The sequence below is a fragment of the Ignavibacteria bacterium genome (assembly GCA_015709655.1).
Lineage (GTDB): Bacteria > Bacteroidota > Ignavibacteria > Kapaibacteriales > Kapaibacteriaceae > OLB6.
The window spans coordinates 1,984,814-2,000,157 of sequence record CP054181.1 but is presented as its reverse complement, the minus strand read 5'-3'; the positions used below and the strand labels follow the sequence as shown (position 1 = coordinate 2,000,157).

Below are 15,344 nucleotides of genomic sequence, written 5' to 3'. Positions count from 1 at the left end.
ATTTTTTTGGTACACAGTCATTTACCGCTGCTGGCAAAGCCCCTTTATCAGCAAAAATGTGTCATAACAAGTACCAGTAATTCCGACGGGATGGCAGTACGCCTCGGGCACAGGTAGCGGTCGGTGACCTTTTTCCTTTTTATGTCACTACATAGTGGCATTTTGTCTTGACAAGGTAAGATTTTATCGTATTTTGTGCAAGATGTAGATATAGTAATACTCAAACAAGGCAAACAAACAACTTTTAACAACCAATTCATGGATGGTAGAATGAAATCGTTCTTTTCTACTTTAGTTCTTATAACCTTGCTTGCTATTTCCGGCGCAGCTGTTAAAGCTCAGACGTGCTGGAACTATCAGGGCTATACGTACTTTAACGGCTTCGGCGATCCCTCGTATAACTATTATTATGGTTTGGGGAACTCTATCACTGTCTATCAAGGCGATAAAATCCGTCCTGTGTTCTACATGTACTACCTGAATTACTACAACAGCTATGGTAAGCCCAAGAATACAGAGTGGAAGATTCAGATATCCGACGACAAGACAACATGGACGGACATTCGTACCGTATCTGTTGATACACTCACGTACTACACCACAACCAATCAGAGTAATTCCAATTCGCCGTGGTACTATTACTGGGGTGTGCTGTATGGCTATCATTTTGTTGACTATACAATCCCTACCACCATGAAGCCCGGAAGCTATTATCTGCGCATCTGCGAGAAAAACATTAAGGATGACGGGAGCTGTGGTATTGGATACTCGCCTGACTCATTTTCCGGCCAGATTGGGAACCTGACCGTCAAACGCAAGTGCGTCACTCCGGTTGTAAATACGCAGCCATCAAATATTGCCGTATGTCAGGGTGATCCGCTGTCCATGAAGATTGATACTAAGGAAGATTACGGATATGTCTTTTTTGAATGGTATCGCGACGGTTCGCTAATGACAACTACGCTGCAACCCACTCTCTCGTATCCGCAGTCTGTAAAGGCAAATCATGAGGGCACCTGGTACGTAAACATTATTGACGTTTGCGGTACCAAAGCACAAACGAAAGAATTTAGGGTTGCAATTGATATTCCAACAAAGATCACCCAGGAACCGCAAAACCGTACGGTATGCCAGGGGAACTCACACACGATCAGCGTTACTGCCGAAGGTACGAACCTTAAGTATCAGTGGTATAAGGATGGCACCGCCATGCCGGGTGCAACAACGCCGACAATCAACATCCCCAGCGCCTCTTCCGATAACGAAGGTGTGTACCAGGTAATCGTTAACGGTACCTGCGGTGACCCCGACACCAGCGAGACAGCCACCATCGCAGTGCCGATTAAACCGCAGTTTACAACTCCGCTTGCAGGCGGAACCTTCTGTCCGGGCAGCAAGGCTACTCTTTCGGCTCAAACAACAGGCAACATCCTGGCCTACCAGTGGTACAAAGGCGATAAATCAATTCTTGGCGCTCATCAGAGAACACTAACGATTGATAATATCTCAGAACGCGACAACGGCTTCTACTGGGTGTACGTGGTCGTTCCCGGATCTGCCGAAACCGGCTGTTTGGCCGACGCCACCTCGGGCCGCGTCTATGTTGGCGTATATGATGCACCAACCATTACCGAACAACCTGCCTCCGCCGACGTTTGTGCCGGATCTGACATTACCCTTACAGTTACGTCTGAAGGCGCAGATCTTCAGTATCAGTGGTTCTTTAAAGGGGCTCCGATTCCGCAGTCAAACAACTTCGCTCTTGAACTCAACAATGTTACTCCCGCACAGCAGGGTTCATACTCGGTGCAGGTGAGCAGCATGTGCGGCTTTTTTGCAACCAGTAAGGTCGCCGAAGTGAAGGTGTACTCATTACCGGTGCTCACATCGCAGCCCGCCGACGCAATTGCCGAGGTCGGTGAAACCGTAACGCTGACAGTAAATAATCAGGGTGCACAGGAAGTTGTATGGCTCCGTAACGGTAAGGAAGTGGCCAAGGGAACCGAGGCTACACTCACACTGACCGACGTCAAGCTCAGTGATGCCGGTTTCTATCAGGCAGTGGTCACCAACGTCTGCGGCAGCGTAAACTCTCGTCTTGCACGCGTTACCGTGATCGATCCCAACTCGCTGGTGCCGACCATCACTGTTTCGTCACCGACTCTTGACGCCGGCAACGTACCCTTTGGCTACAGCAACGAAGTTACCTTTGATGCACTGGTCATGAATGCAGGCAACGTGCCGATTACCGTAAACGGCTTTAGTTTCAGCGGTCCAAACGCAGCCGACTTCGTTGTCACCGCTCCGGTTGCCAACACACTGAATAAAGGTGAGTCACTCACCGTGAAGATTAAATTCACGCCCAGTTTTGTTGGCACCTCCACCGCCACACTGAACATTCAGTCCACCGCCGCCGAAGGCGAAAGCACGGCAGCGATCAGCGGCAACGGTGTTGTGCTGTACACAACTGACCCGACGGTAGAGTTTGGTACTGCCGACAAGAACGAAACACGGATCAAGTGCTTCACCATCAACAACACCTCGTCAACCAACATTACCATTGATGACATCCAGGTCAGCGGTACCAATACTTCGCTGTTCCGAGTTACCACACCGCTACCGGTTAGCATCCCCGCCGGTACCACCAAGGAAGTATGCGCTGAGTTTACCCCGCACGAAGTAGGTAGCTACACTGCAAGCTTTGCCATCAAGTCCAGCACCGGCGGAAACTCTTCCGTCGGCGCCAATGGAACATGCGAAATCGCATCATCGGTTACTCTGGACGCCCTGAATGCCGGTATGAGCATCTATCCGAACCCGGCAAGCGGAAGCGTTACCATCAACACCGGTGAAACTGTCGCATCAACCATCTCGATTGTCGATGCACACGGTGCCGTGGTTGCCACCCTGCACCCAACACAGTCTGCTACCGTGTGGAACCTGAGTGATGCAGCAGGCTTGCCTGTCCCATCGGGTGTGTACAACGTCATCATTGCCAATCCGGCAGGTTCGTTCTACATCAAGCTCAACGTTGTCAGATAACCCGTAACCATCAATCTGCCGATTTTACACACGGCTCTCCTCTGAAATCAGAGGAGAGCCGTTCTTTTTTATTTCTGAACATTGCTACTTACACTATGTGAATACTCTTCTTTCTGCCTTGACATGTTTTTTTCTTACTTCTTTTTTTGACCTCACTCAACTTCATTAACCGTAAGGGAACAACAGCCTTACCACAAAACACAGTGATGAGCAGCATACTCTGCACTTGTTGGTTACTCATAAACGTTGTAACCAAAACCCGCTTCAGGTGCTAACGATATTACGTTCAAGCTGTGTTACGTCTGGCTCGGGTGCTAACTTATTTTACTACCTGCCAGATTGTCGGGCACTTGACTGGTTGATTTTCTTCGTACAAGCTGTCAGATTGTCGGTGTTGCTCCACGTACAATTCTGAATTCAACCAGCATTCCGTATGGCACGCCTACAGCATTGGATGAAAAACTCTGTGCGGATTGAAAAAGTTTTCACGTAATCATTATTCAAGGTTTACACGATGTTGAAATCACTTGCTACATTGTTGGTGTTTACTGCCATCGCGCTTCAAACCCACACCGGTGCAAAAGCGCAAACGTGTTGGAATTACATGGGATATACGTATTTCCAGTACTTTATTGACACCCAGACGGGCCAGTATATTTATTCAGATGGTCAGGTTCAAACCTATCCGGGCGGAGTAATTGACCCATATTTTTACTTTTACTACTATTCCTATTATGCCAGTTACGGTACCTTTCTTCCCAAAAACGCCTCGTTTGTATTTGAAATTTCGGGCGATGGTGGTTCAAGCTGGACGGTAATAAAAACATATACTGCTGATGATTTAAGTACAAGCAGCAACCCACCGTGGTCATATAAATATGATTACTATGGAATGTTTCATGATCGCCTTACGCTCCCAAATGACTTAAAGCCGGGCGACTATTTCATTCGACTGAAAGAAGTCCCTACCGACGGCGGGTGTGCGCAATCGTATCCGCCAGACTACAACCAGCCGTACTGGTACGGAAAAATCAAGGTTGTACGCCCGTGTGTTACGCCGGTAGTAAAACCACAACCGTCGAATATTGCCGTGTGTCAGGGAGACCCGCTCACGATGAAGATTGCAACCAAGGAAGAGTACGGCTACATTTTCTTTGAATGGTACCGCAATGGTGAGCTTGTTACAACCACGCTGCAACCCGTCCTAACCTATGCGCAATCCGTAAAGGCAAACCACGAGGGAACGTGGATGGTTAACATCATCGATGTTTGTGGCACAAAGGCAAAAACAAATGAGTTTAAAGTATCGATTGATATTCCAACCAGAATCACTCAGGAGCCACAATCGAAAACTGTTTGCCAGGGCAATTCACACATAATCACCGTGGCTGCTGAAGGCACATCCCTGAGATACCAGTGGTATAAAAATGGTTCCCCAATCATGGGTGCTACAGGAACATCCATTAACATCCCCAGTGCATCTTCGGAGAATGAAGGCTTGTATCAGGTTATTGTTAATGGTACCTGCGGTGATCCCGACACCAGTGATGTTGCAACCATTGCTGTCCCTGTAAAACCAAGCTTTACGGTGCCACTCGCTGGTGGTACCTACTGTCCCGGTGCAAAGGTTACCCTTACGGCCAATACCACAGGCACCATCCTGGCCTATCAGTGGTACAAGGGCGACAAGCCAATGCTTGGCGAGAACCAAAAGAATTTAACAATTGACGCTATCTCAGAACGCGACAACGGCTTCTACTGGGTGTATGTAGTTGTTCCGGGTTCGGCTGAAACCGGCTGTCTGGCCGACGCCACCTCGGGCCGCGTCTATGTTGGCGTTTATGATGCCCCAACCATTACTGAACAACCTGCCTCGGCCGACGTTTGTGCCGGGTCTGACATTACCCTTACCGCGATTTCTGAAGGCGCAGATCTTCAGTATCAGTGGTTCTTTAAAGGGGCTCCGATTCCGCGGTCAAACAACTACGCTCTTGAACTCAACAATGTTACTCCCGCACAGCAGGGCTCGTACTCTGTGCAGGTGAGCAGCATGTGCGGCTTTTTTGCAACCAGTAAGGTCGCCGAAGTGAAGGTGTACTCATTACCGGTACTCACCTCGCAGCCTGCCGACGCGATTGCCGAGGTTGGTGAAACCGTAACGCTGACAGTAAATAATCAGGGTGCACAGGAAGTTGTATGGCTCCGTAACGGTAAGGAAGTGGCCAAGGGAACCGAGGCCACACTCACACTGACCGACGTTAAGCTCAGCGATGCCGGTTTCTATCAGGCTGTGATCACCAACGTCTGCGGCAGCGTAAACTCTCGTCCTGCACGCGTTACCGTGATCGATCCCAACTCGCTGGTGCCGACCATCGCCGTTTCGTCACCGACTCTTGACGCCGGCAACGTACCCTTTGGCTACAGCAACGAAGTTACCTTTGATGCACTGGTCATGAATGCAGGCAACGTACCGATAACCGTAAACGGCTTTAGCTTCAGCGGTCCCAATGCGGCTGACTTCGTGGTTACCGCTCCGGTTGCCAACACACTGAATAAAGGTGAGTCACTCACCGTAAAAATCAAATTCACGCCCAGTTTTGTTGGCACCTCCACCGCCACACTGAACATTCAGTCCACCGCCACCGAAGGCGCAAGCACGGCAGCGATCAGCGGCAACGGTGTTGTGCTGTACACAACTGACCAGACGGTAGAGTTTGGTACTGCCGACAAGAACGAAACACGGATCAAGTGCTTCACCATTAACAACACCTCGTCAACCAACATTACCATTGATGATATCCAGGTCAGCGGTACCAATGCTTCGCTGTTCAGCATCACTACTCCGCTGCCCGTTGAGGTCCCAGCCGGTAGCACCAAGGAAGTATGTGCCGAGTTTACCCCGCACGAAGTAGGTAGCTACACTGCCAGCTTTGCCATCAAGTCCAGCACCGGCGGCAACTCTACTGTCGGCGCCAATGGAACATGCGAAATAGCATCATCGGTTACTCTGGACGCCCTGAATGCCGGTATGAGCATCTATCCGAACCCGGCAAGCGGAAGCGTTACCATCAACACCGGTGAAACTGTCGCATCAACCATCTCGATCGTCGATGCTCACGGTGCCGTGGTTGCCACCCTGCACCCCACACAGTCTGCTACCGTATGGAACCTGAGTGATGCTGCAGGCTTGCCTGTCCCATCGGGTGTGTACAACGTCATCATTGCCAATCCGGCAGGTTCGTTCTACATCAAGCTCAACGTTGTCAGATAACCCGTAACCATCAATCTGCCGATTTTACACACGGCTCTCCTCTGATATCAGAGGAGAGCCGTTTTATTTATGGGGTATGCCCTTGTTATCCGGGTAAACACGCTGCATCAAATCGGAACCATGAACAGCACCGTTGCGTCGTAAGGACTTTAATTATCTAGTTGTTACAACATTTTGTAGTTTTAGTAACCGACCCCCAAAGTAACAATAATCCCTACTAAGTGTTATTGTTGTAAACTGGTTTCATAGCGTGTTGACAGATTCGTTGAATTACATTGCGTTTTCAGCTCCGGATGTGTTAATGCCAACAGGTGTTTTTTGAGCATACTGTATGAACCGCACAGTACCATTGAAAACAATTCAGGATTTAACCAACGAAGGGTTCTTTGTATGAAATCTTTTGCAACATTATTTGTGTTTGCAGTGTTGCTATTCCAGTCAAGCGTCGGGGTAAAAGCCCAGGACTGCTGGAACTGGAATGGCCAACTAGTTTTTGACTATTTCATTGACGCTAAAACCGGACAGTATGTTTGGAGTGACCAGGCTCTGACCGTTGCACCCGGTGACGTTGTAGCTGCTTACTTCTGGATCTATTATTATAGTGGAAGGTTTCCAGACTCGAAATTCGCGGTTGAGCTCTCGGGAGACGGCGGTACAACGTGGAAGAGTTTAAGCGACGACGTAACCACCTGGGATTATAAATATGACTACTATGGCGAACTTGTCTATAAGTTCACACTGCCAACCGACACAAAGCCTGGTGACTACTACATCCGGGTAAAGGAAGTCCCCAATAATACCAAGAGTTGTGCTGAATCGTACCCACCAGACTACAATCAGCCATACTGGTATGGCAAGATTAAGGTAATTCGTCCCTGCGTTACGCCTATCGTCAAACCGCAACCATCAAGTATTGCCGTATGTCAGGGCGATCCGCTGTCCATGAAGATTGCAACAAAGGAAGAATACGGATACATCTTTTTTGAGTGGTATAAAGACGGCGTGTTAATGACAACTACTCTGCAGCCATCACTTTCCTATGCACAATCAGTTAAGGCTGACCACGAGGGAACATGGATGGTTAACATTATTGACGTTTGCGGTACCAAGGCGAAGACAGATGAGTTTAGAGTAACGATTGACATCCCGACCAAGATTACGCAGGAGCCACAATCGAAAACTGTTTGCCAAGGCAATTCACACACAATTTCTGTGGCTGCCGAAGGTACGAACCTTAAGTATCAGTGGTATAAGGACGGCGTAGCAATGTCCGGAGCAACCGGAACTACAGTCAGCATCCCCAGTGCCTCTTCCGATAACGAAGGTGTGTACCAGGTAATCGTTAACGGTACCTGCGGCGACCCGGACACCAGCGAAGCAATTACCATTGCTGTACCCGTGAAACCGCGGTTTACAACTCCGCTTGCAGGCGGAACCTTCTGTCCGGGCAGCAAGGCTACTCTCTCGGCTCAAACAACAGGCAACATCCTGGCCTACCAGTGGTACAAGGGCGATAAACCGATTCTTGGTGCAAACCAGAGAACACTAACGATTGATAATATCTCAGAACGCGACAACGGCTTCTACTGGGTGTATGTAGTCGTGCCGGGATCAGCTGAAACCGGCTGCCTGGCCGACGCCACCTCGGGCCGCGTCTATGTTGGCGTATATGATGCACCTACCATTACCGAACAACCTGCCTCGGCCGACGTTTGTGAAGGGTCCGACATTACGCTTACCGTAAATGCTGAGGGCGCAGATCTTCAGTATCAGTGGTTCTATAAAGGGGCTCCGATTCCGCAGTCAAACAACTATGCTCTCGAACTCAACAACGTTACTCCCGCACAGCAGGGCTCATACTCGGTGCAGGTGAGCAGCATGTGCGGCTTCTTTGCAACCAGTGAGGTTGCCGAAGTAAATGTGTACTCATTACCGGTGCTCACCTCGCAGCCTGCCGACGCTATTGCCGAGGTCGGTGAAACCATAACGCTAACTGCAAACAATCAGGGTGCACAAGAGGTTGTATGGCTCCGTAACGGTAAGGAAGTGGCAAGGGGAACCGAGGCCACACTTACACTGACAGACGTCAAGCTCAGCGATGTCGGCTTCTACCAGGCTGTGATCACCAACGTCTGCGGCAGCGTAAACTCTCGTCTGGCACGCGTTACCGTGATCGACCCCAGCTCGCTGGTGCCGACCATCGCTGTTTCGTCACCTACCCTTGACGCCGGCAACGTACCCTTTGGCTACAGCAATGAAGTCACCTTCGATGCACTGGTCATGAATGCAGGCAACGTGCCGATTACAGTAAACGGCTTTAGCTTCAGCGGTCCCAACGCGGCTGACTTCGTGGTTACCGCTCCGGTTGCCAACACATTGAATAAAGGTGAGTCACTCACCGTGAAGATTAAATTCACGCCAAGTTTTGTTGGCACCTCCACCGCCACACTGAACATTCAGTCCACCGCCACCGAAGGCGAAAGCACGGCAGAGATCAGCGGTAACGGTGTTGTGCTGTACACAACTGACCAGACGGTAGAGTTTGGCACTGCCGACAAGAATGAAACACGGATCAAGTGCTTCACCATTAACAACACCTCGTCAACCAACATTACCATTGATGATATCCAGGTCAGCGGTACCAATGCTTCGCTGTTCAGCATCACTACTCCGCTGCCCGTTGAGGTCCCAGCCGGTAGCACCAAGGAAGTATGTGCCGAGTTTACCCCGCACGAAGTAGGTAGCTACACTGCCAGCTTTGCCATCAAGTCCAGCACCGGCGGCAACTCTACTGTCGGCGCCAATGGAACATGCGAAATAGCATCATCGGTTACTCTGGACGCCCTGAATGCCGGTATGAGCATCTATCCGAACCCGGCAAGCGGAAGCGTTACCATCAACACCGGTGAAACTGTCGCATCAACCATCTCGATCGTCGATGCACACGGTGCCGTGGTTGCCACCCTGCACCCCACACTGTCTGCTACCGTATGGAACCTGACAAATGCCAACGGTTTACCACTCGCTTCTGGTCTGTACAACATCATTGTAACTAACCCGGCCGGTTCATACTTCATGAAACTCAACGTGGCCAGATAGATATAATCTGTCGAATCCAATACTATTTAAAGCCCCTTTCTCCACCAGGAAAGGGGCTTTTGCATTTTTTATTGTTATTTTAACTTATTGCACAGGGTACCGTAACCGAAGCAGTGCATTAGCGTTATATAGCAACCTACTGATTACGTATTCAATATTTTCAGGACGTACACTATGAGTAAATTTTATACAACTCTCATTCTTGCCCTGTTTGTAACTTTGGGAGCAGTGCAGACCAAGGCACAGTGCGAGTACAACTACGGATACATCGGGATCGATTACTGGGATGCCAACGGAAAGTACCGCCCAACCCTCGTTGCAGCCGGTGACGTAATCTATCTGGAAGCATACTTTGAATTTTACGATGTTCAGGACTTCCCGATGGACCATTATTTCCCGATTCAGATCTCTACCGATGCCGGCCGGACGTGGACCACTGTTGCGTACTGCCAGTATCTGTATGGTCCGTACGATGACGGCTACGGCTATATCTACGGCTGGATCACCGGCGAATTTACACTTTCTAATTTTGGTTATGGGAAAAATTGTTACATTCGAGTGGGTGAGGAACTTCCCGACGGTTCCAAAGATTGTTTGTATGCCGGCAAGAATGACTGGTATGCCGACGGACCCTTCGAAATCAAGGCACCGTGCGTAACGCCTACGATTTTCAGTCAGCCAACCAATGTGACCGGATGCGAGGGATCGCCGCTGACAATGACGGTAAACGCATCATCAAACCCGGGTGTAATCACCTATGAATGGTACTGTAATGGCGGGCTTGCAGCAACGACCGGAACTCCGTCATATACCATTGCCTCAGTAGCCCAAAGCCAGCATCAGGGTACATGGTACGTGAAGATCAAGGATGCATGTGGCCTGTCAGCCAATACCTCTACCTACCAGGTAACTGTCCAAAAACCTGCTCTCATTACGGCTCATCCAACGGGAAAAACGTTGTGTGACGGACAGCAATACAGTCTTGCAGCAAACGCTACCGGTTCGCTGATTACGTATCAGTGGTATAAAAACAACATGCCAATCAATGGCGCAACCGGTAACTCTTACCTGATTGGATCTGCGAAACTCATTGATGAAGGAACGTATTTTGTGGTAGCTAAAGGGGCTTGTGGTAAACCCGACACCAGTCAGAGGGCTACTATTATCGTTGCTGCCAAACCGGTATTCACCCAAACACCTGTAGGCGGTTTGTTCTGTCCAGGTGCTACAACTACTCTTAACGGTGCGGCAACCGGCTCCACGCTTACCTATCAATGGTATAAAGATAATCAGCCTATCCAGGGCGCCAACAAGCCTTCGTTCACACTGGCAAACATGACCAGCGATGATAAAGGTTTTTACTGGGTACATGTTAGCGTGCCAGGGTCGGCCCAAACCGGCTGTAATGCCGAATCTATGTCAGACCGGGTGTATATCGGCGTTCACGGCGCCCCAACAATAAGTGCCCAACCACAGTCTGTTAACGCATGTGAAGGTACAACCGTAAAACTCACCGTAAGCGTGGAGGGATCCGACCTGCATTACAAGTGGTTTAAGGATGGCAACCCCATTAATAATTCTAACAGTTATCAGCTGGAACTTATAAACGCAAAGAGGCAGCATTCAGGTGTTTACACCGTAGAGATTACGGGTGTGTGCGGATTTACGGCCTCGTCCCAGCAGGCAGTTGTCAGCGTTGTTGGAGTTCCGGCAATCACGGTACAGCCTGCCGACAAAACTGCCGACGTTGGTAAGTCAGTTACATTCAACGTTACGGCTGATCATGCACAGGAAGTTGTTTGGATGCACGACGATCAGATTCTGTCCCGTGGTGCCGCCACATCGTTTACTATCCCAGCCGTTCAGTTGTCTGACGAAGGCTTCTACCGCATTGTTATCAACAGCGCCTGCGGAAGCGTCACTTCAAGGAGCGCCCGTTTAACAGTTGTTGACCCCGCATCACAAATTCCAACAATCACGATTTCATCGCCGTCCCTTGATGCGGGCAGAGTGCCTTTCGGATACAGTCGCGAAACTACGTTTGACGCCCTGGTACGCAATGGCGGTAATGTACCGATCACCGTAAACGGATTTAGTTTTAGTGGACCCAATGCTGCTGATTTTGTGGTTACTGCGCCTGTTGCCAACACTCTTAACAAGGGTGAGTCACTCACTGTAAAAATCAAATTCACTCCAAGCTTCGTTGGCACCTCTTCGGCTACACTTAACGTTCAGTCCACTGCAACTGCCGGGACAAGCTCGGTTGGGATTTCCGGCTCGGGCGTTGTTCTCTATTCGGTAAACCGCAAACTGGATTTTGGTACTGTTGATAAGGGCGAAGTTCGCTTAAAATGCTTCACGATCACCAATCCTACTGCAGCCGACATTGCAATTGAGGCCGTCACCGTCGGAGGTGCAAGTACGGCACAATTCGGTATCACCACCACATTACCGCTTACCGTCCCTGCCGGCGGCACCGCCGAAGTATGTGCCGAGTTCAAGCCCGTTAACCCGGGATCATATACTGCCGATTTACTCATTACATCTGCTGATGCTGGTAACACTACTGTAGTAGCCACTGGTACCTGCGAAATTGCTGCATCAGTAACCGATGCGTATTCGGTTGGCATGAGCGCGTACCCAAATCCGGCTTCAGGCACCGTTACCATAAGCACGGGAAGCACCATCGCCACATCGGTCACGATTCTCGATGCCCGCGGCAATGTAGTTACAACTCTGTATCCAACATCAACGTCAGCACAGTGGAATCTTACATCCTCCGACGGTAATGCAGCTCCATCCGGTATGTACACTATCGTTGTTGCTGCAACAGAAGGTTCGTACTTCATGAAACTGAACGTAATTCGTTAATCAAATTAACGTAGCTTACTACATCTCACAACTCACAATGGGTATGCTTGCCAGCATACCCGTTTTTTTTGCTGATAGGCTGGTCTTACATCCTCTGCATTTCACCACTGCCTGTCAGAATTGTAGCAGATGACGTGGTTTAATGCTGAAAATGTGCCGCAATGCTCCGCACAGTGTAACCAAATTTCTCCTGGAGCGCTATATGCTTATCACCAGCGTCATTTCGACAGCCGAATCCCGGCTTCTTTATCCATCGATATAACCACGGAGAGCACCTATGAAGGTACTGTATTCTTTCATTTTTTCCTGCTTGCTGATAGCAGCTTCTACCTCCAGAATGCAGGCGCAATGTGAATATGCCTATGGCTACATTGCAACGTATTCGTACTCGGCAAACGGGGAGTCAAACCCAAAGGCTGTTAAAGCAGGCGACGTGATGTCTGTAGAAGCCGAGATGTACCTGCGCGGTGCTGACTTCCCCAAAACCAGCGAGTTCCCGGTACAACTGTCAACAGACGGTACACAGACCTGGACCACCGTGACAACTGCTGAACTTCTGAAGTCAGACTATAATGGCAAGGAATTTTATGGTGTTCTGACGGCAAAGTTTACCGTACCGTCCGACTTCGGAACTGTTGACCAATGCTACATCCGCATCTCGGAAGCCGTCAAGAGCGGTGGGATAACCGGCACGAAAACATGTATCTACACCAGCAAGGATGCCTGGAAATACAATGGCCCGTTTGCAATAAAGGTTGAATGCACACCGCCGGTCATCGTTGCTGGTCCTAAAGACGTTAAGGCCTGTGAGGGCGATATTGTTAACCTGCAGTTTTCAATGGCTGATGCCAAGGGGCTTACGGTTCTCTGGTATCGAAATGGCGAAGCCTTTGCTAAAACTGCTGTGCCAATATTGCAAATTCCATCGGCTTCAAAAAGCGGACATGACGGAACGTGGTATGCTACCATCACGAATTCATGTGATAAGCAGGTTACCAGCCCGAAGTTCACGATAACAGTTCAGCAGCCCGCCGACATTACGGCTAACCCGGAAAGCAAGGCGGTTTGCGAGTCGAAGAGTGCCACGCTGACCGTTAAAGCCACCGGAACTGCACTTACCTATCAGTGGTATCACAACAACAAGGCAATCACAGGAGCAACATCTGCTACATATACCGTGAACAGCGCAACCATCAGTGATGATGGGAAGTACCATGTTGTTGTCAGCGGCGCCTGCGGGAAGCCGGTCACCAGCTCCACTGCCGTTCTTGCCGTTGCTGCTAAACCACAATTTGCTTCTCCTTTAGCAGGTGGACTCTTCTGTCCCGGTTCAACTACTACCCTACAGGCCAATGCCGTAGGCGCTACCTTAAGCTATCAGTGGTATAAAGAGAGTCAGCCCATAGCCGGCGCTACAGGCAGCTCACTCACACTTGCTAACCTGCAGGACGGCGATAAAGGTTTCTACTGGGTTCATGTGATTGTTCCCGGCTCAGTCCTAACCGAATGTCCTGCCGAGGTGTCATCCAACCGCGCATACGTGGGAGTGTACGGAGCACCCGTTATCAGTACTCAGCCTCAGTCTGCCGACGTTTGTGCCGGTACTTCGGGTATAAGCCTACATGTGAATGCCGAGGGATCCGACCTGCATTACAAGTGGTTTAAGGATGGCAATCCTATTAACAACTCCGATAACTACGAGCTGAAAATCAACAACGCAACAAAGCAGCATTCCGGAGTTTATACCGTTGAAGTTACCGGAACCTGCGGCTTTACCGTAACAAGCTCACAGGCTGTTCTGAACGTCCTTGACATGCCGGCTATCCCCGTAACGCCCGCAGATCAGATTGCCGACGTTGGAGCATCTGTAACGTTCGACCTGGGACAGACCACAGGTAGTCAAATCGTATGGATGCATAATGACCAGGTGGTGCAGCGAAGCACGAATACCCGATTTACCATTCCAAGTGTGAATCTCTCGCACGATGGTTTCTACCGCGTTACGATAAGTAACGTCTGCGGTAGTGTTACAACGAGAGCATTTAGGCTAACAGTGATTGACCCCGCCTCAAGCGTCCCGACAATTGCCCTTTCATCACCGTCACTCAATATGGGTAGAGTGCCTTTCGGATACAGTCGCGAAGTCACGTTCGACGCCCTGGTTCGCAATGGCGGTAATGTACCGATAACCATAAACGGATTTAATTTTAGCGGACCCAATGCTGCCGATTTCACAGTTACTGCACCCGTTTCAAACACCCTTAACAAGGGTGAGTCACTCACTGTAAAAATCAAATTCACTCCCGGCTCAGTCGGCGCCTCGACCGCTACCCTAAACATCCAGTCAACAGCTACTGCAGGAACAAGCTCTATTGCCATTTCAGGATCGGGTGTTGTTCTGTATTCGGCTGACAGGACGTTACCGTTTGGCACGGTTGACAAGGGTGAAGTGCGGGTAAAGTGCTTTAGCATCTCAAACCCGACAGCTGCCGATATTACAATTGACAACGTAACTGTTGACGGTACTAACGTATCAGAGTTTACAATTACCACTGCCCTGCCGCTCACGGTACAGGCAGGATCATCAGCAGAAGTATGCGCCGAGTTCAAGCCCCTTAACCCCGGCAACTACACTGCCAATCTGCTCATTACATCGGCAGAAGGTGGAAACAGCGCTGTTGCTGCCAGCGGTACCTGCGAAATTGCTGCATCGGTAACCGATGCATATTCGGCTGGCATGAGTGCGTACCCGAATCCGGCAACGGGAACGGTTACCATCAATACGGGAAGTACTGCTACTACGGTAATGATTGTTGATGCGCAGGGTAATATCGTTACAACACTGCATCCAACAACGCAACAAGTACAGTGGAACCTCACGTCCGCCACCGGAAGCTCGGTATCGTCCGGCTTGTACAATATCGTAATTACCACACCGGAAGGTTCGTACTTCATGAAACTGAACGTTATCAGGTAAGTGCCAGATTAACTTCTCCTGAAAAGGTCGCTGATTCACATCAGTGACCTTTTTTTTATTCCTGGTCTGAAACATTTCAAAAAA

The 15,344-nt window shown here is 49.7% G+C and carries 5 protein-coding genes; all 5 read left to right on the top strand.

Annotation, left to right across the window (positions count from 1 at the left end; genetic code table 11):
• The first annotated feature begins 270 nt into the window (after positions 1 to 270).
• The 5 genes from HRU79_08055 (at position 271) to HRU79_08035 (ending at position 15,260) form a co-directional block, all read left to right on the top strand.
• Positions 271 to 3,042: an immunoglobulin domain-containing protein gene (locus HRU79_08055; protein ID QOJ26601.1), complete on the top strand. Its 2,772-nt coding sequence runs from the start codon at positions 271 to 273 to the stop codon at positions 3,040 to 3,042.
• A gap of 514 nt (positions 3,043 to 3,556) precedes the next feature.
• Positions 3,557 to 6,313, top strand: coding sequence for an immunoglobulin domain-containing protein (locus HRU79_08050; protein ID QOJ26600.1), 2,757 nt, complete (start codon positions 3,557 to 3,559; stop codon positions 6,311 to 6,313).
• A gap of 390 nt (positions 6,314 to 6,703) precedes the next feature.
• Positions 6,704 to 9,412, top strand: a complete 2,709-nt coding sequence (locus HRU79_08045) for an immunoglobulin domain-containing protein (protein ID QOJ26599.1) — start codon at positions 6,704 to 6,706, stop codon at positions 9,410 to 9,412.
• Between the two features lie 174 nt (positions 9,413 to 9,586).
• Positions 9,587 to 12,283, top strand: a complete 2,697-nt coding sequence (locus HRU79_08040) for an immunoglobulin domain-containing protein (protein QOJ26598.1) — start codon at positions 9,587 to 9,589, stop codon at positions 12,281 to 12,283.
• A gap of 277 nt (positions 12,284 to 12,560) precedes the next feature.
• Positions 12,561 to 15,260 (top strand): immunoglobulin domain-containing protein, encoded by a 2,700-nt coding sequence (locus tag HRU79_08035; GenBank protein QOJ26597.1) that lies wholly within the window; start codon positions 12,561 to 12,563, stop codon positions 15,258 to 15,260.
• Positions 15,261 to 15,344: the final 84 nt, after the last annotated feature.